Source organism: Avibacterium sp. 20-129, assembly GCF_026226845.1.
Lineage (GTDB): Bacteria > Pseudomonadota > Gammaproteobacteria > Enterobacterales > Pasteurellaceae > Avibacterium.
Map to the genome: position 1 here is coordinate 732,536 of NZ_JAKKOE010000001.1, position 23,306 is coordinate 755,841.

The 23,306-nt window shown below is 39.7% G+C and carries 21 protein-coding genes; 15 read left to right on the forward strand and 6 right to left on the reverse strand.

Annotated features, from left to right (window positions below; genetic code table 11):
• The first annotated feature begins 2 nt into the window (after positions 1-2).
• Both ptsN and rapZ read left to right on the forward strand, forming a co-directional pair.
• A complete protein-coding gene (gene ptsN / locus L5B90_RS03390; protein WP_265762148.1) occupies positions 3-533 on the forward strand; it encodes a PTS IIA-like nitrogen regulatory protein PtsN in 531 nt (176 codons plus the stop codon).
• A gap of 23 nt (positions 534-556) precedes the next feature.
• Entirely contained in the window at positions 557-1,408 is an 852-nt protein-coding gene (gene rapZ / locus L5B90_RS03395) for an RNase adapter RapZ (RefSeq protein ID WP_265762149.1), read from the forward strand.
• Between the two features lie 40 nt (positions 1,409-1,448).
• Here rapZ and aroA read toward each other — a convergent pair whose 3' ends face one another.
• From aroA to serC, 3 genes are all read right to left on the reverse strand, one after another.
• Positions 1,449-2,741, reverse strand: coding sequence for a 3-phosphoshikimate 1-carboxyvinyltransferase (gene aroA / locus L5B90_RS03400; RefSeq protein WP_265762150.1), 1,293 nt, complete (start codon positions 2,739-2,741; stop codon positions 1,449-1,451).
• 7 nt (positions 2,742-2,748) lie between these two features.
• Positions 2,749-3,849, reverse strand: coding sequence for a histidinol-phosphate transaminase (hisC, locus tag L5B90_RS03405; protein WP_265762151.1), 1,101 nt, complete (start codon positions 3,847-3,849; stop codon positions 2,749-2,751).
• A gap of 77 nt (positions 3,850-3,926) precedes the next feature.
• Positions 3,927-5,009: a 3-phosphoserine/phosphohydroxythreonine transaminase gene (serC, locus tag L5B90_RS03410; RefSeq protein WP_265762152.1), complete on the reverse strand. Its 1,083-nt coding sequence runs from the start codon at positions 5,007-5,009 to the stop codon at positions 3,927-3,929.
• 226 nt (positions 5,010-5,235) lie between these two features.
• Here serC and L5B90_RS03415 point away from each other — a divergent pair, with 226 nt between their 5' ends.
• Positions 5,236-5,571, forward strand: a complete 336-nt coding sequence (locus tag L5B90_RS03415; protein WP_250350674.1) for a DUF496 family protein — start codon at positions 5,236-5,238, stop codon at positions 5,569-5,571.
• Between the two features lie 55 nt (positions 5,572-5,626).
• On the opposite strand, the gene L5B90_RS03420 is transcribed toward L5B90_RS03415, so the two are convergent.
• On the reverse strand, positions 5,627-6,370 hold the full coding sequence (locus L5B90_RS03420; RefSeq protein ID WP_265762153.1) for an epoxyqueuosine reductase QueH: 744 nt from the start codon (positions 6,368-6,370) through the stop codon (positions 5,627-5,629).
• Between the two features lie 24 nt (positions 6,371-6,394).
• The gene (ispB, locus tag L5B90_RS03425) at positions 6,395-7,366 is read right to left on the reverse strand and encodes an octaprenyl diphosphate synthase (RefSeq protein ID WP_265762546.1); all 972 of its coding nucleotides are present in this window, start codon (positions 7,364-7,366) and stop codon (positions 6,395-6,397) included.
• A 235-nt stretch (positions 7,367-7,601) separates the two neighbouring features.
• On the opposite strand from ispB, the gene rplU reads away from it, so the two are divergent.
• The 4 genes from rplU to cgtA all read left to right on the forward strand — a co-directional run bounded on the left by rplU (position 7,602) and on the right by cgtA (position 10,465).
• A complete protein-coding gene (gene rplU / locus L5B90_RS03430) occupies positions 7,602-7,913 on the forward strand; it encodes a 50S ribosomal protein L21 (RefSeq protein WP_265754234.1) in 312 nt (103 codons plus the stop codon).
• A gap of 20 nt (positions 7,914-7,933) precedes the next feature.
• Positions 7,934-8,191, forward strand: coding sequence for a 50S ribosomal protein L27 (gene rpmA, locus L5B90_RS03435; protein WP_103853279.1), 258 nt, complete (start codon positions 7,934-7,936; stop codon positions 8,189-8,191).
• Positions 8,192-8,360: 169 nt separating this feature from the next.
• Positions 8,361-9,284 (forward strand): DMT family transporter, encoded by a 924-nt coding sequence (locus tag L5B90_RS03440; RefSeq protein ID WP_265762154.1) that lies wholly within the window; start codon positions 8,361-8,363, stop codon positions 9,282-9,284.
• 8 nt (positions 9,285-9,292) lie between these two features.
• Positions 9,293-10,465: an Obg family GTPase CgtA gene (cgtA, locus tag L5B90_RS03445; protein WP_265762156.1), complete on the forward strand. Its 1,173-nt coding sequence runs from the start codon at positions 9,293-9,295 to the stop codon at positions 10,463-10,465.
• A gap of 32 nt (positions 10,466-10,497) precedes the next feature.
• On the opposite strand, the gene L5B90_RS03450 is transcribed toward cgtA, so the two are convergent.
• Positions 10,498-11,310, reverse strand: a complete 813-nt coding sequence (locus L5B90_RS03450) for a hypothetical protein (protein WP_265762157.1) — start codon at positions 11,308-11,310, stop codon at positions 10,498-10,500.
• Between the two features lie 145 nt (positions 11,311-11,455).
• Between L5B90_RS03450 and L5B90_RS03455 the strand changes: the two genes are divergently transcribed.
• The 8 genes from L5B90_RS03455 to L5B90_RS03490 all read left to right on the forward strand — a co-directional run bounded on the left by L5B90_RS03455 (position 11,456) and on the right by L5B90_RS03490 (position 23,244).
• Positions 11,456-12,127, forward strand: a complete 672-nt coding sequence (locus L5B90_RS03455) for a trimeric intracellular cation channel family protein (RefSeq protein WP_265762158.1) — start codon at positions 11,456-11,458, stop codon at positions 12,125-12,127.
• Between the two features lie 14 nt (positions 12,128-12,141).
• Positions 12,142-13,395 carry a glutamate-5-semialdehyde dehydrogenase gene (gene proA / locus L5B90_RS03460; RefSeq protein WP_265762159.1) on the forward strand — a complete coding sequence of 418 codons (1,254 nt, stop codon included), beginning with the start codon at positions 12,142-12,144 and terminating at the stop codon, positions 13,393-13,395.
• Between the two features lie 170 nt (positions 13,396-13,565).
• Positions 13,566-14,924, forward strand: coding sequence for a lysine-sensitive aspartokinase 3 (lysC, locus tag L5B90_RS03465; RefSeq protein WP_250364283.1), 1,359 nt, complete (start codon positions 13,566-13,568; stop codon positions 14,922-14,924).
• Positions 14,925-15,185: 261 nt separating this feature from the next.
• On the forward strand, positions 15,186-15,332 hold the full coding sequence (locus L5B90_RS03470; protein WP_265762160.1) for a hypothetical protein: 147 nt from the start codon (positions 15,186-15,188) through the stop codon (positions 15,330-15,332).
• 7 nt (positions 15,333-15,339) lie between these two features.
• The gene (locus L5B90_RS03475) at positions 15,340-16,959 is read left to right on the forward strand and encodes a class I SAM-dependent DNA methyltransferase (protein WP_265762547.1); all 1,620 of its coding nucleotides are present in this window, start codon (positions 15,340-15,342) and stop codon (positions 16,957-16,959) included.
• Positions 16,960-16,966: 7 nt separating this feature from the next.
• Positions 16,967-18,265, forward strand: coding sequence for a restriction endonuclease subunit S (locus tag L5B90_RS03480; RefSeq protein ID WP_265762161.1), 1,299 nt, complete (start codon positions 16,967-16,969; stop codon positions 18,263-18,265).
• Entirely contained in the window at positions 18,262-19,191 is a 930-nt protein-coding gene (locus tag L5B90_RS03485) for a hypothetical protein (protein WP_265762162.1), read from the forward strand. The genes L5B90_RS03480 and L5B90_RS03485 overlap by 4 nt, the downstream gene beginning before the upstream one ends.
• Before the next feature lie 852 nt (positions 19,192-20,043).
• The gene (locus L5B90_RS03490; protein WP_265762163.1) at positions 20,044-23,244 is read left to right on the forward strand and encodes a type I restriction endonuclease subunit R; all 3,201 of its coding nucleotides are present in this window, start codon (positions 20,044-20,046) and stop codon (positions 23,242-23,244) included.
• Positions 23,245-23,306 lie beyond the last annotated feature (62 nt).

Sequence of the window (23,306 nt, forward strand, 5' to 3'; positions counted from 1 at the left end):
TTATGACTAAATTTACACAATTACTGAGTCTTGAAAATATTCGCCAAGGACTGGTTTGTTCTAGCAAGAAACGTGTGTTTGAAACAATCAGCCGTATTGTGGCAGATCAAATTCAAGGCGATGAAGATCCCGAGCATAGCAGTTTTGATTGCTTATTTAACCGAGAAAAATTAGGTAACTCTGGTTTGGGAAATGGTGTTGCAATGCCAAAAGGGCGTTTACATACAGGCGATAAACCTATCGCCGTATTTTTGCAGCTCGCCACACCTATTGATTATGAGGCGGCAGATCACCGTGATGTGGACTTAATTTTTGCCTTGCTTATTCCTTCCGAGGTGTGTGGCGAATTTTCCCAATCTGTTCTACCTGAATTAGCCGAAAAATTGTTGGATAAATCGCTTTGTAAGCAATTAAGAGCAGCACAAAGTGCGGAAGAAATTTGGCAAATTTTTGAATATATCGATAACCATTCTGATGACGAACAAGAAAATCAGAATAATGAACAAGCGATAGAAACAAAAACTGAACAGTAATCATCATTCAGGGGAGAAATCAGATGGAAATCATCATTATTAGCGGACGCTCTGGTGCAGGTAAATCTGTTGCATTACGGGCTTTAGAAGATATTGGTTACTATTGCGTTGATAATCTCCCTGTTACACTTCTTCCTGAACTGGCTACTATTTTGGCAAAGCAACAATCTTCTGTTGCCATTAGTATTGATATTCGCAATCTTCCTTCCTCACAAACAGAGCTAGAACAAAGCCTTGAGCAACTGCAACAGACCTATCAAGTAAAAATTATTTTCCTTGATAGTGAACGAAACGCCTTGATTAAGCGTTATAGTGATTCACGTCGTTTGCACCCACTTTCATCTGATTCACTTTCTCTTGAAGCCGCGATTGATGCAGAACAACACTATCTTACCCCACTCATTGATGCCGCCAATTTAATTATTGATACCACCCATCTTTCCACCCACGAACTGGCAGAACGCCTCCGTGAGTTTTTACTCGGGCATAAACAAAAAGAATTAAAAATTATTGTAGAATCCTTTGGCTTTAAATACGGCATACCACTTGATGCCGATTACGTTTTTGATGTGCGCTTTCTCCCTAATCCCCATTGGAATCCAGAGCTTCGACCAATGACAGGATTAGACCAGCCAGTAATAGATTTTCTCAATAAACACAATGAGGTAAATCATTTCATCTATCTTACCCGAAACTATATTGAAACCTGGCTTCCAATGCTTGAACAAAATAACCGTAGCTACCTCACCATTGCGATCGGCTGTACAGGTGGGAAACATCGTTCAGTCTATATAGCACAACAACTTGGCGAATATTTTCAAGCAAAAGGGAAAAATGTTAGCATCCAACATAAATCTCTTGAGCAACATAAATAGAAAACTGCTTACGATAATATCCTAAGCAGTTTCAGCTATTTTAGCTCGCAATCTTCCCAAACTCCTCAAAAAAAGTGGGGAATGTTTTTGCTGTACATTTCGGATCAAGGATAGTAACTGGTGTATTTGAAAGAGCGATAAGTGCAAAGCACATTGCCATTCGGTGATCATTATAAGTTTCAATTTCTGCGTGCTTAAAATCTGTTAAAGAGAGCGGTTGGATACGGATATAATCCTCGCCTTCTTCAACTTCAGCGCCAACTTTACGCAGTTCGGTTGCCATTGCACTTAAGCGATCTGTTTCTTTGACGCGCCAATTATAAATATTGCGGATAACCGTTTCACCTTCGGCAAATAATGCTGTCGTTGCAATAGTCATTGCGGCATCAGGGATATGATTCATATCCATATCAGTGCCTTTTAATTGCCCTTTTTCGGCTTGAATAAAATCCTCTCCCCAGGTAATTTTTGCGCCCATTTTTTCTAACACATCGGCAAATAAACGATCGCCTTGAATGGAGTGTTTACCAATGCCTGTTACTTTCACCTTGCCTTTAATTGCGCCTGCAGCAAGAAAATAAGAAGCCGAAGAGGCATCGCCCTCCACCAAATAGCGTTTAGGTGAGATATAGCACTGGTTACCTTGCACAAAAAAGGTATGGTAGTTATCGTTGCGTACAGTTACCCCAAAATCTTTCATCATTGCTAGCGTGATGTCAATATAAGGTTTGGAAACCAGCTCTCCGATAATCTCTATCTCCATATCCCCTTCTGCCAATGGGGCAGCCATTAAAAGTGCGGTCAAAAATTGCGATGAAATTGAACCATCAATTCGTACTTTTCCGCCTTTTAACCCTGTATTTTGAATGGCAACAGGGGGATAGCCTTCATTTTCTAAATAGCGAATATTCGCCCCGACTTGGCGTAATGCGTCCACCAAATGTTTGATTGGACGCTCTTTCATTCGAGGCTCGCCAGTAAGAACCACTTCGGCAGGCTGTTCGCCTTTTAAACATAATGCTGCAGCCAAAGGGCGCATTGCTGTACCTGCGTTGCCTAAATAAAGAGATAAGCCACTTTGCCATTGAAACGCACCGCCAATGCCTTCAATTTCGCACACGGATTTATCTTCAGAAAGCTGAAATTTCACCCCAAGGGTTTGCAAGGCATTGAGCATATGGCGAATGTCATCACTATCAAGTAAGTTGGTTACTTTTGTTGTGCCTTTCGCAAGCGCCGCAAGTAACAAAGCACGATTTGATAAACTTTTTGACCCCGGGAGGTTAATTTCTCCCTCTACCAAAGAAATAGGTTGTAGTGTTAATTTTTCCATCTTCTCTTTAGCCCTTATTTAATACATTTAAAAGTGCGGTGAAAAATTTATCATTTTCTTCCGGTAAACCAATACTCACACGCAAGTGATTAGGCATTCCGTAACCTGCGATAGGGCGAACGATCACCCCCTCACGCAATAATTCTTCATAAATAGGCTGAGCAGGACGTTTAAAATCAATGGTAATGAAATTGCCTTTAGACGGAATATATTCCAATTGATGTTGCTGGCAAAATTGCTCATAGCGTTGCATTTCAGTGCGATTATTTGCTGCCACTTTTTCTACGAAAGCATCGTCTTTCAACACAGCACTCGCGGCAGAAAGTGCCAGTACATTACAGTTAAACGGCTGGCGCACGCGGTTTAATAAATCGGCAATTTCAGGGTGAGACACCGCATAGCCAATACGTAATCCTGCTAATCCATAGGCTTTAGAAAGAGAGCGAGAAATAATTAAATTTGGATATTTTTTTGCTAATGCAAAAGAATCAATACGTTCTTCTGGACGGGTAAATTCGGTATAAGCTTCATCTAGCACAACAATAATATGGGCTGGTACTTGAGCCAAAAATTGCTCAAGCTCTTGCTGTGTAAGAAAATTTCCTGTTGGATTATTTGGGTTAGCAATAAAGATAAGTTTTGTTTTGTCATTAATGGCTTGCAAAAAGCCGTCTAAATCGTGTCCCCAATTTTTTGCCGGAATTTCTCTTGCCACTGCATTAATGGCTTTGGTAACTAAAGGATAAACAATAAAAGCATATTGCGAATAAATAATTTCATCTTTTTCGCTGGCAAATGTGTGGGCGAATAATTCCAATAAATCGTTTGATCCATTACCAAGGGTAATTTGTTCTGCTTTAACGCCAAATTTTTCAGCAATGACGGTTTTTAATTCAAAACCGTTGGCATCGGGGTAACGAGTGAGATGTGGCAACTGTGCTTGAATGGCATCAATGGCACTTTGTGGAAAGCCAAAAGGATTTTCATTAGAGGCTAATTTCACAATATTTTGCACGCCAAGTTCACGTTCTAATTCTTCAATTGGTTTACCTGCTTGATAAGGGGAAAGGGATTTCACCCCTTCATTCGCAACATCAATAAATTGCATTTTTGTTCCTTGTGTTTAATGTTGATACAGCGAAGGCTTGCCCATATCAATTAGCAAGCCTTTGATAATTAATAAAATTAACGATTTTCAGTAGCAAATTTTTCCATAAACGCAATTAAGGCTTTTACCCCTTCAATCGGCATTGCGTTATAAATGGACGCCCGCATTCCACCAATCACTTTATGCCCTTTTAATGCTTGTAAGCCAACTTCTGTGGCTTCAGTAACAAACTTCATATTGAGTTCATCATTGCCTGTGCTGAAAGTAACATTCATTAAAGAGCGGTTGTTTTTTGCCACAGAATTGTGATAGAAATCGCTTTGATCTAAATAATCATAAAGCAACTGGGCTTTTTCTTGATTGCGTTTTTCAGCCGCTTTCACGCCCCCTTTTGCTAATAAATACTTAAAGACTAAAGAACAGAGATACCAAGCAAACGTAGGTGGCGTGTTAATCATTGAATCACTGTTGGCTTGCACGGCATAATTCCAAATAGATGGTGTGGCTTCGCGTGCCTTACCAATTAAATCTTCACGCACAATGACAATAGTAATGCCCGCAGGCCCTAGGTTTTTCTGCGCTCCTGCATAAATAATCCCAAATTGGTTAATATCCACTTCACGAGAAAGAATATTTGAAGACATATCCGCCACTAATACCGCCTTCCCCACTTTTGGCACATCAAAAATTTCTACCCCACTAATGGTTTCATTCGGGCAATAATGTACATAATCATACTGTTCCGCAATATCACTGAAATCAAGCTGTTCTACGCTTAATTCATTACCTTGCGATAAAATATTAACTTCATCCACTTCACAAAACAAACGTGCCTCTTTTGCGGCAGTCGAAGACCAATGCCCACTGGTTAAATATAAAGCTTTGCCTTTTTCACCAATTAAATTCATCGGTATGGCGGCAAATTGCCCACGGGCACCTCCTTGCAAAAAGAGGATTTTATAATTATCAGGAATGTGATACAGCTCACGGAAATCTTTTTCAGCTTGAGTGATTAATTCCATAAATAATTTACCGCGATGGCTTACTTCCATAACAGAAGTATGCTGACCTTGCCAATTTAATAATTCTGCTTGTGCTTGCTCTAACACCTCACGAGGCATCATTGCTGGCCCCGCACTAAAATTAAATACCTGTGTCATTTTCCATTCCTAATGATGATTGTTGTGTAAAAATAATCTGCTAGTTTTATCACCTCAAAGAAAGCGAATCAATGACTTTTATTTAATTCAGAAAAATTTTTGATCTTATCCACAAAAAAGCACGGAAGTCTTTGACGAAAAAAGTAAAAAAGACTACATTAATTAACGCAATGCAATCGATAAATCTTATTGAATTTATTATTAATCTATTAGAGAGTTGAAACTTATGGAAACAGTCAATAAACAGTCTTTCCAAGATGTCTTGGAGTATGTGCGTATGTATCGTTTAAAAAACAAACTATTGCGTGATATTGATGACAATAACCGCAAAATCCGTGACAACCAAAAACGTGTTCTATTATTAGACAATCTTAATCAATATATCCGTGATGATATGAGTGTGGAAGATATTCGTGTGATTATCGAAAATATGCGTGAAGACTATGATGGTCGTGTTGATGACTACCGCATTCGTAATGCAGAACTTGCTACACAACGCCGTGAAATTAGCGCAAAAATGAAAGAACAGAAAAAAGCACACGCTGAGCGTGTAAAAAAATAATGAGATTAAACAAAAAGGGAATGGCTCAGCATTCCCTTTTTACTTGTACTGTTAATTAATCATTAGTGTAATACAACTTACCAATTTCGATCTTCTGCCTTCCGTTTGCTTCACGCCATTTATTGGTATCACGTAAGGAATACACGCATCCACAATATTCTTGTTGGTAGAAGCGTTCACGTTTGCTGATTTCAATCATTCGTTGTGATCCGCCCCCTTTACGCCAGTTGTAGTCCCAATATTCCACATCATCATATTTCGTTGCGGCACGGTGTCCGCAGCCGTTAATTTGGTTCATATCTTTCCAACGAGAAATACCTAAACAGCTAGTAAATACCGGAAAACCGTTTTCGTGCGCATATTGTGCTGCTTTTTCAAAACGCATATCAAAACACATTGTGCAACGAATACCTCGCTCTGGCTCATTTTCCATACCTTTAGCTCGGTCGAACCAGTTTTGTCGATCATAATCGGCATCAATAAATGGAATTCCCCATTTTTCTGCAAAACGGATATTTTCTTCTTTGCGGATTAAATATTCTTTCAATGGGTGAATATTCGGGTTGTAGAAATAAATGGTAAATTCAATGCCTGAGGCGTGAATAGCTTCCATCACCTCGCCTGAACAAGGGGCGCAACAAGAATGTAATAAAAGTTTGTTATGCCCATTTGGTAAACTCAATTTTTCACGCACAAAAGGGGCATTAGGATCTTTTTTGGCTTTACGTGAAGAGCGGTTAGATTTTTGCGAAAATTGCACCGCACTTTGGTCTGTTTCGTGATTAGTTTGTTGTTCCATAATAAATAATAGCAAAAAATAAAATTAGGTTGTTCTATCAACAGATAAATAAGCAAGGGAAATTAACGCTTGTTTATAATCACTTTGTGGCAAAATGGCAATCGCATCCACCGCTTTTTGTGCCTCTTGACGGGCGCGTTCAATGGTGTATTCAATAGAACCATATTGTGCCATTATCGCTAAGACGTCATTTAAAATTTCACGTTGCCCACCTTGTTCAATGGCATTGCGAATTAATTGACGTTGCGTTTCATCACCGCTGTGCATCGCGTGTAATAATGGTAAGGTTGGCTTGCCTTCCGCCAGATCATCACCAATATTTTTGCCAAGCGTTTGCGCATCGGCTTGATAATCTAACACATCATCTATTAATTGAAATGCGGTGCCAAGATAACGCCCGTATTGTTGTAAGGCAAGCTCTTGCGCTTGATTAGCACCAGCAATAATCGCAGCACATTGGGTTGCGGCTTCAAATAAACGGGCTGTTTTGCTGTAAATCACCTGCATATAACTTTCTTCGCTGGTATCGGGATCGTTCATATTCATTAATTGTTGAACTTCCCCTTCGGCAATCACATTGGTGGCATCTGACATTATTTTAAGAATTTGTAGCGAATCGGTTTGTGTCATTAATTGGAAAGAACGTGTGTAAATATAATCCCCAACCAATACGCTCGCCGCATTGCCAAATTCACTATTTGCCGTTGGCTTACCGCGACGCATAGCAGATTCATCAACAACATCATCATGTAATAATGTTGCTGTGTGAGTAAACTCAATAAAGGTTGCACAGTTAATATGCCCCTCTCCTTGATACCCCAAAGCATTCGCGGCCAATACAGCAAGCATTGGGCGAATGCGCTTGCCACCACTTTGAATTAAGTAATAACCAAGCTGATTAATCAATGAAACCTCAGAATTAAGCTGTGCCAAAATTTTGGCATTCACTTTCTGCATATCTTCATTAATTAACATTTGGATTGCATTTATATCCATAAGATTGCGTTTATCTGTCATCGTGAATATCTACCATTGCCTAAAGTGCGGTTGATTTTACCTGATTTTCTTGGCTTTCTGAAATCAAACCAGCAAAAATCTAACTTTTTTTATTTTATTGTAAATAAGTTCTTGCTATCAGATTTGTTTTTCCGTAGAATTTGCGACCTATTTATATGAATTTTAATGTGCGAAATGAAATTAACATTAAAGCACAATATATAGCGGAGTATTTATGTACGCAGTTTTCCAAAGTGGCGGTAAACAACACCGAGTAAGCGAAGGTCAAGTTGTTCGTTTAGAAAAACTTGAAGTTTCAACTGGCGAAAGCGTTGAATTCGACTCAGTGTTAATGGTCGTTAATGGTGAAGATGTTAAAATCGGTGCACCAGTTATTGCTGGCGCAAAAGTAGTGGCTGAAGTTGTAACTCACGGTCGTGGCGATAAAGTAAAAATCGTTAAATTCCGTCGTCGTAAACACAGTCGTAAACAACAAGGTCATCGTCAGTGGTTCACAGAAGTGAAAATCACTGGGATTCAAGCATAATTTCAGAGGAGATCAAGTAGATGGCAACTAAAAAAGCTGGTGGTTCAACTCGTAACGGTCGTGATTCTGAAGCTAAACGCCTTGGTGTGAAACGCTTCGGTGGCGAATCTGTATTAGCAGGTAGCATTATCGTTCGTCAACGTGGTACTAAATTCCACGCTGGTGCTAATGTAGGAATGGGTAGAGATCACACTTTATTCGCAACTGCTGATGGTAAAGTAAAATTTGAAGTTAAAGGCGAGAAAAATCGTAAATACGTGAGTATCGTAGCTGAATAATCTTACAAATAAACAGAATAAAATGCCTCACAGTTTTGTGGGGCTTTTTTATTATTTATAAATAAAACATTCCACCTCAAAACATTACCGAGTAAGATAGCTATGACAAACATAGCTTCACATAGCAATTTCAAGCGTTAAGGCTGATTTCGATTAAGGAGGCAGCGTAATGAAACAACAACAACCCCTATTAGGCTTTATCTTCGCCCTAATTACAGCAATGGCTTGGGGATCATTACCCATTGCATTAAAGCAAGTATTAAATGTGATGAACCCACAAACTATTGTTTGGTATCGTTTTGTTACCGCCAGTGTTGTCCTCTTGTTATTATTAGGTATCAGTAAAAAGCTACCCAAATTAGCAAACTTTAATCGCTATTATATTGGGCTATTTATTTTTGGGGTGATTGGGCTTTCTGGCAATTTTTCTTTACTTAATACATCATTAAAGTTTGTTGAACCCTCAGTGGCACAGATTTTTATCCACCTTTCATCATTTGCAATGCTGATTTGCGGTGTCATTATTTTCAAAGAGCGGTTAGGTTTGCACCAAAAAATTGGGCTAGCGGTATTAATTATCGGGCTAGGTTTATTCTTTAATAACAAATTGGGCGAGTTAGCACAATTAAATAGCTATTTTATTGGTGTATCATTAAGTATTTGTGCCGCATTAGTGTGGGTTGCTTATGGGCTTGCTCAGAAATTACTCCTCCGTCAATTTACTGCCCAGCAAGTTTTATTAATGTTTTATTTTGGTTGTGCGATGGTATTTACCCCTTTTGCACAGGTTTCACAAGTGCAAGGATTAAGTGGTTTAACCCTCGCTTGTTTCCTTTACTGCTGTTTAAATACCTTGATTGGCTATGGCGCTTATGCCGAAGCCTTAAATCGCTGGGAAGTGGCCAAAGTAAGCGTTGTGGTTACCCTTGTTCCTTTGTTTACTATTGTATTTTCCCATCTTTTACATCACCTTAGCCCCACTCACTTTGCTGAGCCAGAGTTAAATCAGCTTAGTTATATTGGTGCATTTGTAGTGGTGATTGGTGCAATGTTCTCAGCGATTGGACACAAGTTTATAAAGAATAAGAAATAGGAGAAAAAATGAAATTTATTGATGAAGCCTTGATTCGTGTCGAGGCAGGTGATGGCGGAAATGGTTGCGTGAGCTTTCGCCGTGAAAAATTTATCCCGAAAGGTGGCCCTGATGGCGGTGATGGTGGCGATGGTGGCGATGTTTATTTAATTGCCGATGAAAACCTTAACACCCTGATTGACTACCGTTTTGAAAAACGTTTTGCGGCACAACGGGGCGAAAATGGTCGTAGCTCAGATTGTACAGGTCGTCGTGGTAAAGATATTACCTTAAGAGTGCCGGTAGGAACACGAGCCATAGACAATGATACCAAAGAGATTCTGGGCGATTTAACCCAACACGGGGCAAAAATGCTCATTGCCAAAGGGGGCTATCACGGCTTAGGTAACACCCGTTTTAAATCTTCAGTAAACCGTGCGCCACGCCAAAAAACGAATGGCACACCGGGGGAAAAACGGGATCTTTTATTAGAGCTAATGTTACTTGCCGATGTGGGAATGCTCGGCTTACCCAATGCGGGCAAATCCACCTTTATCCGAGCCGTTTCTGCGGCAAAACCGAAAGTGGCGGACTACCCTTTCACCACACTTGTACCAAGTTTAGGGGTAGCACGTATTGATGCGCATCGTAGCTTCGTGGTGGCTGATATTCCGGGCTTAATTGAAGGGGCTTCAGAGGGGGCGGGCTTAGGGATCCGTTTCTTAAAACATTTGGAGCGTTGTCGCGTGCTGATTCACCTCGTAGATATCAATCCAATTGACGGTAGCGATCCTGCGGATAACATTGCGATTATTGAAAGTGAGCTTTTCCAATATAGCGAAAAACTAGCAGAAAAAACACGCTGGTTAGTGTTTAACAAAATCGACACAATGTCTGATGAAGAAGCGCACGAGCGTGCTAAAGAGATTCTGCAACGCTTAGATTGGGACGGTGATTATTATCTAATTTCCGCCGCCACTGGTAAAAATGTTGAGCCACTTTGTCGTGATATTATGGATTATCTCGATGCCCATCCAAGGGAAGAAGAGAAAGAACCTGAAAATCCAGAAGAAGTAAAATTCAAATGGGACGATTATCACCAAGAACAACTGTCTGAACATCAAGTTGATGATGAAGATGAGGATTGGGACGATTGGTCAGAAGAAGATGATGAAGGCGTAGAAATCATCTATAAACCATAAATAATTAGGGCAGAACATTCTGCCCTATTTTTCTATCCTGCAATCAAACTAAAATTCGCCCAAATAGGCAAACTCAAGGCGATAAAAAAGAGCAACAACAGCGTTTGATAACTGAACTTGGTTTTCGTCAAAATCGGCAATGCAATCATTGCTACTAAAACCAAATGCAAGAAAAAATAAAGCGCTAAGGCAAATTTATTCGGAAAAATCACCGCACTTTGATGTGCAAAGTAGATCAATAACGTGGACAACACACCATTTAATAATAAGAAAATCATCATCGCAAGTGGCAATAAGGCAATAAAACTTTGTAAGCGATTTTTAGCAATCACTAAAAAAAGATTTGCCAGAATGATCCCAATAAAGCATTGCCCAAAGAAATTGTAAGGCAACAAAGCAAGCCAAGGTAGTTGCAAAAAGATCAAGCCATAAACCACCACACCAAGCACGCCAAACAAGCTAGCAAACACTAAAATAGCTTTGCGTAATTGCATATCCGCCGGTTGAAACCAGATTGCCAGTGAAAGACCAATACCGCATAAACTCACCATATCAGTCAGCACATAATGATGATTTGAGCATACACTCAGCAGTAGCCAATATCCCCAATAAACGAACAAATAGCCATTCACTGCAACTAATCGACTTCGTTGCCCATTACAAATTTGCCCTTTATAAAACACCAGTAAACAGACTAATTGTGCCGTAAGCACCGCTAAGCTCAAATGAGAAATGGCTTTCGGCTGTCCCTGTAAATATAAGGCAAAGTTATCCAGTAAAAGTAACAAACAAAGTGGGATTGCACTCAGTATAAAGGTCAAAGATTGAGAGCGACTTTCTGACATAATTTTTCCTTTCTATCGTAATAAGTGGCACATTATGCAGAAATTTAAAAGTGCGGTCAAAAATCTCTGTATTTTTATCCTTGTTACACCGCCTATTCCCCTCTAAAATAACAGAAATTTTCACCGCACTTTAATGAAGGCGATTATGCTACTGAGCATTTTATATATTATCGGCATTACTGCCGAAGCAATCACAGGGGCTTTAGCCGCAGGACGCGAAAAAATGGATATTTTTGGCGTAATTATCATCGCTTCAATGACCGCCATTGGCGGTGGCTCGGTGCGAGATGTGTTGCTTGGGCATTATCCACTTGGCTGGGTGAAAAACCCTCATTATTTTTTAATTGTTGCCAGTGCGGCGGTATTAACTGTATTTATTGCCCCGTTTATTCGCCATTTTATGCGTTATTTTCGCACCATTTTCTTGGTATTAGATGCCTTAGGGCTTATCGTGTTTTCCATTATTGGCACGCAAATTGCATTAGATATGGGGCATAGCTTTACCATTGCCATTATCGCCGCCATTATTACGGGCGCATTTGGGGGCGTACTACGTGATCTGTTATGCAACCGAATCCCCCTTGTGTTCCAAAAAGAGCTCTACGCCAGCGTTGCATTATTTGCCGCAAGTATTTATATTGGTTTAAGCCAATTAATGCTTAATCATAGCCTTGTTGTAATTGTTACCCTCATCAGTGGCTTTACAATTCGGCTATTGGCAATTCGTTTTGAATGGCATTTACCCGTCTTTGATTATCAAGAACAAGAAATCGCAGAAAAGCATAGCAATGACAAATTACCGAAAAAAATAAAATAATGAAGGATAATACAATGAATTTAGAACAAATGGGAAAACAAGCCAAACAAGCGGCTTTTGCACTGGCACAATGTAGCGAAAAAGAAAAAAATCACGCCTTACAGTGCATTGCGGATCAGTTAGAACAGCAAGCCGATCGCATTCTGGCTGAAAATGCTAAAGACATTCAAATTGCCAAGCAAAATGGCTTATCTGACGCATTAATCGACCGCCTATTGCTCACCCCAGAACGCTTGCACGCTATTGCACAAGATGTTCGCCATATTATTTCTCTGCCCGATCCTGTTGGCAAAATTATTGATGGCGGTACGCTAGAAAGTGGGTTAAAAATTGAACGTATTCGTGTCCCACTTGGTGTTGTTGCCACCATCTATGAAGCACGCCCGAATGTTACCATTGATGTGGCAAGCCTTTGCTTAAAAACAGGTAACGCCGTGATTCTACGCGGTGGAAAAGAAACCCAACATTCTAACAACATCTTAGTGGAAGTGATACAGCAAGCCCTATTACAAGCTAATTTACCGCAGTATGCAGTACAAGCCATTCGCGATCCTAACCGTGAACTTGTAATGCAATTAATGAAATTAGATCGCTATGTGGATATGCTTATTCCAAGAGGTGGTGCAACGCTACATCAACTCTGTAAAGAAAACGCCACCATTCCAGTGATTATTGGCGGTGTTGGCGTGTGCCATACGTTTGTGGAAGAAAGTGCCGATTTACAACGTGCCTTAGCCGTGATTAATAATGCAAAAACACAACGCCCAAGCACCTGCAACACACTGGAAACACTTTTAGTACAAGAAAGCATCGCCGAACAATTTTTACCGATGCTGGCTGAATTTAACCAAGCGAAAATAACATTTCACGCAAATAGCACCGCACTTTCCTTATTAAGCAAAGCCGGGGCAGAGGTTGAGCTATTAAACACCGAAGCATTACAACAAGAATGGGGATCGCCTGATCTTAACGTAGTAATTGTAAACGATATTGATGAAGCTATCGCCTTTATTAATCAATATGGTACGCAACATTCCGATGCGATCTTAACCAGCTCACAGCGTTTAGCACAACAATTTATCAATCAAGTCGATAGTGCGGCGGTTTATGTCAATGCAAGCACACGTTTTACCGATGGTGGACAATTTGGTCTTGGCGCAGAAGTCGCGGTGAGTACGCAAAAATTACATTCTCGTGGACCAATGGGATTAGAAGCCCTCACTTCCTATAAATGGGTGGGCGTTGGCGATTACCTTTCTCGCCCTTAATTGAAAATTATTTGATTCTCAGGGGTAAAATCTTAAAATATCGAAACGTCATTTTAGAAATGGCGTTTTTTATTGGATTTCATAAAATATTATTTGACAATGTTTGGTGAAATCGTTATTTCTAAGGCTTTAAATACAACATCTTTTATTTTTATCAGAAGGAATGAATTATGTCTCATCTATCGGTAGCAAAATTTGGTGGCACCAGTGTTGCAAATCATAGCGCAATGAGTGCCTGTGCGAACATTGTCATCGCCGATCCGAATACGCGCGTGGTTGTCCTTTCAGCCTCAGCAGGGATCACTAATTTACTGGTGGCGCTTGCTAATGGTAAAGAAGCCGAAGAGCGTAAAAAATTAATCGCAGAAGTGCGTCAAATTGAAGAAAATATCCTCGCTGAACTGCAAGACGACAGCCAAGTGCGGGCAAAAATCGAAGAGATTTTAAGCCATATCGAAACCTTAGCCGATGCCGCCAGTGTTGCCACTTCCCCAGCATTAACAGACGAACTGATCTGCCAAGGTGAAATGATGTCCACCCTACTCTTTGTTCAAGTATTAAAAGAGCTTGGCGCGAAAGCCACTTGGGTTGATGTGCGTACCATCGTTGCCACAAACAGCCACTTTGGTAAGGCAGCACCCGATGATGCGCAAACACAAAAAAATAGCGACACCTTATTAAAACCTTTATTAGCGCAAGATAATGACACAATGATCATTACACAAGGCTTCATCGGACGTGATCCACAAGGCAAAACCACCACCTTAGGACGTGGCGGTAGTGATTATTCAGCCGCCCTCTTAGCTGAAGTCCTAAATGCAAAAGATGTCTTAATTTGGACCGATGTTGCAGGGATCTACACCACCGATCCACGCATTGTACCGAATGCAAAACGCATTGATACGATGAGCTTTGCTGAAGCCGCAGAAATGGCAACGTTCGGCGCGAAAGTGTTACACCCTGCTACCCTACTTCCAGCGGTGCGTAGTAACATTCCGGTGTTTGTTGGCTCAAGCAAAGCCCCACAAGATGGTGGTACTTGGGTAACCAAAGATCCACAACCACGCCCAACATTCCGTGCCATTGCATTACGCCGTGATCAAACATTGGTTACCCTCTCAAGCCTCAGTATGCTACACGCACAAGGCTTCCTTGCGAATATTTTTAATATCCTCGCTAAACACAAAATTTCCGTGGATACCATCACCACATCAGAAGTGAGTGTCGCTCTCACCTTAGACAAAACCGGCTCTGCCTCATCAGGTGCGGAAATGCTTTCCCCTGAATTACTGGCTGAACTCCGAGAAGTGTCAAGTGTGAAAGTGGATACAGGGCTTTCTTTAGTGGCATTAGTCGGTAATAACTTACATATTACCAGTGGTATCGCAAAACAAATTTTTGATACCTTAGAAGCCTATAATGTAAGAATGATAAGCTACGGTGCAAGCACGAATAATATCTGTATGCTAGTACAAAGCGAACAAGCAGATGATGTGGTAAGAGCATTACATCAAAATCTATTTGAATAACCCCTCATCACCGCCGCGATTCACCTCGCGGCGGTTTTTATTTCCCTCTATATTTACACAAAAAAGTCGCATTTATTGCACCGCACTTTTCGTGCAACAGCTCAATTAAACCGAATGATTATCATCTTAATGCCAAAGCGAAAACAACACTCAAGTGAGCATTTATAGGCTAAAAAGGATTAAAGGAAATTCACCTTTTCATTCAAAAGTGGAATGATATAATGCTACAAAAATCACTATTAGTAGGAGAACTCACGTTTTATGAATAACAGCACAGCACAGCACAGCACAGCACAGCACAGCACAGCACAGCACAGCACAGCACAGCACAGCACAGCACAGCACAGCACAGCACAGCACAGCACAGCACAGCACAGCACAGCACAGCACAGCACAGCAAGATTGTAGTGCCAGCCTGGCACAACAGCAAGCCTTTTTAAATGATTTAGATGCCCGTCTATGGCAAGCAGCAGATAAACTGCGTAGCCAACTTTCCGCCTCTGATTATAAACATATTGTTCTAGGCTTAATTTTCTTAAAATACGTTTCTGATAGCTTCACCACATTTCGCAAAAAACTTCACACCAAGCTACAAGATCCACAAGACCCCCTTTATCTTAATCCAAATGGTTATTCTACTGAAGAATATCAAAACCTCCTCAACAGTGAAATGGAGCTACAAGACAACTACACCGCAGAAAATATCTTCTGGGTACCACAACAAGCTCGTTGGGAAACCATTCGCAACATCGCAACGCTCAATCAAGGTAGCCAATTACCTTGGGGTGGCGCATTCCGTGGCGTGGCAAATCTTATTGATAACGCATTTTCTGCCATTGAAAATGAAAATCCAAAACTTAAGGGGATTATCCAACGTATTTCAGGTTACGACATCAATGATAAAACGCTGATCGGCTTGCTTAACACCTTTTCTGATACCGATTTCAGCCAACCTACTTATAACGGCGCACCGATTTCAATGGCGGCAAAAGATATTCTTGGCCACGTATATGAATATTTCCTTGGTGAATTTGCCGCGAAAGAAGGACAAAAAGGGGGGGAATATTTTACCCCAAAATCCATCGTCAGCCTGATTGTTGAAATGCTTGAACCTTACCACGGGCGTATTTATGACCCAGCAATGGGATCGGGTGGTTTCTTTGTGCAAACAGAAAAATTTATCGCGGCGCACCAAGGCAATATCAACCAAGTCTCTATCTACGGACAAGAATACAACCCGACCACTTGGAAGCTAGCTGCAATGAATATGGCAATCCGCGGCATTGAATTTAACTTTGGTAGCCGCGGCGACAGCTTCACTAATCCACAACATATTGATATGAAAATGGATTTTGTAATGGCTAATCCGCCATTTAACGTGAAAGACTGGTGGGACGAATCCCTACAAGGCGATCCACGCTGGGCATACGGTGTGCCACCAAAAGGCAACGCCAACTTTGCGTGGATTTCGCATATGCTCTACCACCTTGTGCCACAAGGGCGAATGGGCATTGTGCTGGCAAACGGCTCAATGAGCAGCCAAACAGGGGGCGAGGGTGAGATCCGCCGCCGCTTAATTGAAGCGGATTTAGTGGAGGCGATGGTCGCCCTGCCTAGCCAGCTTTTTACCAATGTTCAGATTCCCGCTTGTATTTGGTTTTTCAACAAAGCCAAAGCCCGTAAAGGCGAAGTACTGTTTATTGATGCACGGCAAGTGGGCTATATGAAAGACCGCACCTTGCGTGATTTCACCGCCGCCGACATCGCCCGCATTGCCGATACCTACCACGCATGGCAAAAGGGCAGCGACTATGAGAACCAAGAAGGCTTCTGCTATGCCGCAAGCCTTGAAGAAATCGCCAATAATGATTTCATTCTCACCCCCGGGCGTTATGTCGGCACACCTGAAGAGGAAGATGACGGCATCCCTTTTGAAGAAAAAATGGCAGAACTAACGGCAAAACTGGCGGAACAGTTTGCACAGGGACGAGAGCTGGAAGAAGCGATTAAGAAGAGTTTGGGGATTTCTTGGTGAGGATTTTATGAATATGAAGAACACGGACACACTATCTAATGTGATTGAAATTATCGGAGGGGGAACACCTAAACGTAGCGAGCCTAGCTATTGGAAGGGCAATATTCCTTGGCTATCTGTTGCTGATTTTAATAATGACTTAAGATTTGTATCAGATACAGCTGAAAAAATTACAGAATTAGGACTCAAAAATAGTAGTACAAAATTATTAAAAAAGGGACAAATAATTATATCTGCTAGAGGAACTGTGGGGTGTCTTGCACAATTATCCAAAGATATGGCATTTAACCAATCTTGTTATGGTCTAAACGGAATATCTGGAATTATAGATAATGATTTTTTATATTATTTTTTAAAAAATAATATAAATGAGTTAAAACAAAAGACCCATGGCTCTGTATTCGATACAATTACAAGAGCTACATTTGATCAAATTGATATTTCATATCCAAGTATATTGGAACAGAAAAAAATTTCAGCTATCTTAGGTAATCTTGATAAAAAAATCGCTCTCAACACCCAAACCAATCAAACCCTAGAAGCGATTGCCCAAGCAATTTTTAAACATTGGTTTATTGATTTTGCCCCCGTACACGCCAAGGTGGAAGTGTTGGCAGCAGGCGGCAGTGCCGAAGATGCCGAGCTTGCCGCCATGGCTTGTTTAAGCGGAAAAACTGAGGAAAAAATCACCGCACTTAAAACCCAAGATCCCACCACCTACCACCAACTGCAACAAATCACCGCAGCTTTCCCAAGCGAGTTTGTGGAAACGGAAATGAGGGAAGTGCCGAGGGGGTGGGAATGTTTAAAAATAGAGCAAATAATAAAGAAAATTCCTGTTGGCAAGAAGTATAGTCAAAAAAATACGTTTCCAGAAGGTCATATTCCTGTCTTAGATCAAGGAAAATCAGGCATTATTGGTTTTCATAATAATGCCGCAGGCATTAAAGCGAGTATTCAAGATCCCGTCATTGTATTTGCCAACCATACTTGCTATATGCGATTAATACACTTTGACTTTAGTGCAATACAAAATGTATTCGCCTTTAAAGGTCAAGATGTTAATATTTACTGGCTATATTTAGCAACTTTAGGAAAACAAAGATTTGTTGAATATAAAGGTCATTTCCCTGATTTTTTAATCAAACAAATTGTTGTTCCACCTAAAGAATTAACGGAAATTTTTGGCAATATAGTGAAAAATAGCTTTTCAAAAATTGCTTTAAATTTGAATACTAACGAAAAATTAGCAAACGCAAGAGATTTGTTGTTGCCTGGGCTTTTGAGTGGAGAAATTAAATTATGACTAAAATTATTCAAGATGAAATGATAAACAATATATATAAAACCTGGAATTTCATCTACAACAATTATTTAAAAGAAGCGTTTCCTTATATAAAACATAGTGGAATAATTAGTGACCATAAAATTAATGAAATAATAGAGCTATCTAAATATCTAGATATTTATTTTAGCAAAAGGGCTCTTTCTATATTAGAAGACAATGTTCTAAAAAACATTTATAACATATTGCAAACACTAATGGAGGAATTAAAAGACAAAAACAACAATGAATTTACCAAGGAAGAACAAGATAGAGTTTTATCTATTCTTTCAGAAATAGAAAATTTATTTGTTAGACAGTCTAGTTTATGGAAAATAGATTCTATTAAAACTTATATGATAAATAAAGTAGAACAAGAAATATCAAAAGAAAAACAATTACTAGATAAAGAAATGAAATTACTACAAGTAGAGCTTAACAATGGAGTAATCAGTAGTATTTTTAAAATCTCCCAAAAGAACTTCTCAAAGCAAATAAAAAAACAAACCTGTTCTTTTTATGTAATTTTATTCATTATTTTTTGCATAGCTTTAATTTGCATCCCTAAAACTATTCCTGGAATATTAGTAAGATTATCTCTCATTTTACCATTAGCTTGGGCTGCATTATTCTTGTCCAAAAGAATTAATGAAGACAAAAAACTAGAACAAGCCTATTTGCATAAGCAAACGGTAGCGCAATCATTCGTTACTTATTTAAACTTTATAAAAGAAAATAATCTTCAAGATACAGATCTTGAAACATTAAAAACATTAAATAGAGTAATGATTGAAAGCTTAGGCTTAAACCCTGCTCTTTTATTAGATAAATCCACATCAGAGAAAATTCCAATGGAAGAATTACTTTCTAGAATATTAGATAAAACAATATTAGATAAAAAATCTTAAGTATCTTCTTTACAAAGAGTAAATTTTACTAAACAGAATAAAAGTGCTGTAAAAAAATCACAGATTTATTCACACATATTACCCCGTAGGGGCGGACCTATGTGTCCGACCGAAACAACATTCCCCATATAATAAACGGGAAAATATAAAAACGGACGAACACATCGGTTCATCCCTACAAGGATGCAGAACAATATTTTTAAATAACAAATAGAAACAAAAATAAGGGAAAGTTTCCCCAAAAAAACTATAAAAGTGCGATAAAAAATCACAGATTTTTTCACCATATATTACCCGTAGAGGCGGACCAATGTGTCCGCCCGAAACTAAATTCCCCATACAATAAACGGGGAAAATATAAAAACGGACGAACACATAGGTTCGTCCCTACAAGGATACAAAACGATATTTTTAAATAACAAATAGAAACAAAAATAAGGGAAAGTTTCCCCCAAAAGACTAACTATAAAAGTGCGGTAAAAAAATCATAGATTTTTTCACACATATTACCCCGTAGGGGCGGACCGATGTGTCCGCCCGAAACTAAATTCCCCATACAATAAACGGGAAAATATAAAAACGGACGAACACATAGGTTCATCCCTACAAAGATACAGAACGATATTTTTAAATATAAATAGAAACAAAAATAAGGGAAAGTTTCCCCCAAAAGACTAACTATAAAAGTGCGGTAAAAAAATCACACATTTTTTCACCACATATTACCCTGTAGGGGCGGACCTATGTGTCCGCCCGAAACAACATTCCCCATACAATAAACGGGAAAATATAAAAACGGACGAACACATCGGTTCGTCCCTTAAATAACAGTTATAAAACAAAGGATCTCCAATGCTCATCAACGAATCCACCATTGAAAATCTTGCCATTGAACAATTGCAATCTCTCGGTTGGCAATATGCCTATGGCAAGGAGGTATTGGCTGAACAGGCTTGCCCTTGGCGAGAAAGTCTAACGGAAGTGGTAATAATACCTCACTTATTACAAAGTTTACGCCAGATTAATCCTCACTTGCCTCAATCTGTCTTGCAAAATGTTGTACAGCAAATTACACAGCCTGATATTCTCTCAGTAGAAGAAAGCAACAAGCAGTTTTACCATCAGTTAAAGCAAGGGATAAAAGTACATTATCAGGAAGATGGGCAAGAAAAGCACGATGTGGCGTTATTGGTCGATTTTAAATGTCCTGAAAATAATCTCTTTTATGTGGTTAATCAATTGGAAATTGAAGGGGATAAAGGCAAGCGTATCCCTGATATTCTCTGTTTTATTAATGGCTTACCATTGGTTATCTTTGAGCTTAAAAATCCCCTTGATGTGAGTGCGGATTTGGATAAAGCATTTAACCAACTGCAAACCTATAAACGAGAAATGCCGGATCTCTTTGTGTTTAATCAATTAATGGTGATTTCAGACGGTACAATCGCACGCGTAGGATCGCTCACGGCTGATTTTCAGCGTTTTATGCCTTGGCGTGTGGTGGATGAAAGCCAAGGCAGCCTGCGTATAAACTTTGAAAATGAGCTTTCAGGCTTATTACAAGGGCTGTTTTCGCCTCAGGTATTGCTTGATTATCTGCAATCTTTCGTTGTGTTTGAGGCGGATAATAAAGGAACAACGGTGAAAAAAATTGCCGCTTATCATCAATTTTATGGGGTGAATGCGGCTGTCGAAGCCACCATTGCTGCGCAGTTAAGTGATAGCCGTAAAATAGGTGTGGTGTGGCATACGCAAGGTTCTGGGAAATCGCTTTCAATGTTGTTTTATGCGGGTAAGCTGATTACTCAGCCTGAATTAAAAAACCCAACTATTGTGGTGGTAACAGATCGTAATGATTTAGATGGACAGCTTTTTGCTACCTTTAGCCAAGATCAGGAAATAACACGACAAACGCCCATTCAAGCAGATGATCGAGAAGCATTGCGGGCAGAATTGGCCAAACGAGAAAGCGGCGGCATTATTTTTACCACCATTCAAAAATTTGCTTTACGTGAAGGTGAGCTGCAACACCCTGTATTAAATGAACGCCATAATATTATTGTGATTAGCGATGAGGCCCATCGTTCGCAGTATGGATTTAGTCAGAAAATTAATCAACAGGGGGCTTATCGTGAGGGCTATGCAAAATATTTGCGTACGGCATTGCCCAATGCAAGTTTTATCGGCTTTACTGGTACGCCTGTGAGCTTAGAAGACCGTGATACACAAGAAGTGTTCGGTAGATATATTTCTATTTATGATATTCAAGATGCTGTGCAAGATGGGGCCACAGTACCGATTATTTATGAAGCACGACAAATTCCATTACAAGAAAGTCAAGCCTTTCGACACGCTGTGCAAGAAGCGCAACGTTTACTTGATGATGACGAAGAAAGCTATTCTTTCCGTTTGCGTGAACAGTTAATGGGAACAGATGAAAGAATCGCAAAATTAGCTGAAGATTTGGTGCGGCATTTTGAAAGGCGGACTGAACTCGAAGAAGGTAAAGCCATGGCAGTGGTAATGAGCCGTAAAATTTGCGTAAAACTGTATGATGAGATAATTAAATTACGCCCTCATTGGCATAGTGATGATATCAATCAAGGGGCGATTAAAATTATGATGACGGGTAATGCCAGCGATCCCGAAACAATGCAAAAGCATATTTATACTTCGCAAGATCGTAAAACCTTAGAAAAACGTTTTAAAGATCCTGATGATCCACTAAAAATAGTCATTGTGCGAGATATGTGGCTAACGGGGTTTGATGCCCCAGTATGTAATACGATGTATATTGATAAACCAATGCAAGGGCATAATTTAATGCAGGCGATTGCGAGGGTGAATCGTGTATTCCGCAATAAAAGCCGTGATAATGGCGGTTTAATTGTGGATTATGTGGGTTTAGCCGAAGAATTAAAACAAGCAACCAAGCAATATACAAATGCCGGGGGTAAAGATCAGGTTAAAACCGATATTGAACAAGTCTTTCAAAAAATGCTTGAATATATTGATATTATTCGTGGGCAATTTGCAACACCTGTTAATGGTAACCCTTTTGATTTAGCTAAGGTATTAACATTAGATGATCCGACTGCGTTACTCAATGCCATTCGCTTTGGTGCAAACCATATTTTAGCCTTAGATTATCAAAAAAATCATTCACAAAGTGCGGTGGAATTTTCCCAAGATTTTTCTCACCATACCGATACACCACGTAAAAAAGCCTTTTTGCAAGCGGTGCGTTTAGCCAAAAAAGGCTTTATGCTTTGTAGTTCAATGCCAAATATTCAGCCTTATCGCCAACAGCTCGCCTTTTTTGATGCCGTACGTGCCACCATTATGAAAGCAGAAAATCAAGGCAATCACACAAGTTCCACAAAGGAAAAGCAAATTAAATTAATCAGTTTACTTAATCAAGCTGTTCATTCTGATGGCGTGGTTGATTTATTTGAGCTAATGGGGGAAGAACGCCCTGATCTTTCAATTCTTTCTGAAGATTTTATTGGAATGGTAAAACATAGCAACACGCCTACCCTATGGGCTTGTGCAATGGAAGGCTATTTAAAAAGCGAAATTCGCAATAAGGCAAGTAACAATATTGCTATGCAAAAAACCTTTGAGGAAAAACTCAAAGAGATGATGAACCAATATAACAATCATAATTTGACTGTCATGGAAATCATCCGTGAATTAGTTGAGCTTGCTAAAGAAATTGAATATCAACTCGCTAAAGGGGAGAAATTAGGGCTAACTCATACTGAACTTGCTTTTTACGATGCGTTGATTCGTAACCAAAGTGCGGTGGAAAAAATGGAAGATTCCGCCTTGATTCTTCTTGCTAAAGAAATCACCGATCAACTACGCCGTTCCGTTACGATAGATTGGCAGCGAAAAGAGGCCGTTCGCGCTAAAATGCGAGTATTAATTAGACGCACATTATTAAAATATAAATATCCGCCCGATCTTGCCACTGAAGCCATTGAATTTGTACTTAAACAAGCAGAAGCGGTGGCGGAGGAATTGGTTATTAATTCAAAGGTTTCAGAGTGAGAAACTGAATGAATAAAATAAATGGAATTGTTCCAGTTTGGTATAAGCTAATATAGCTCAAT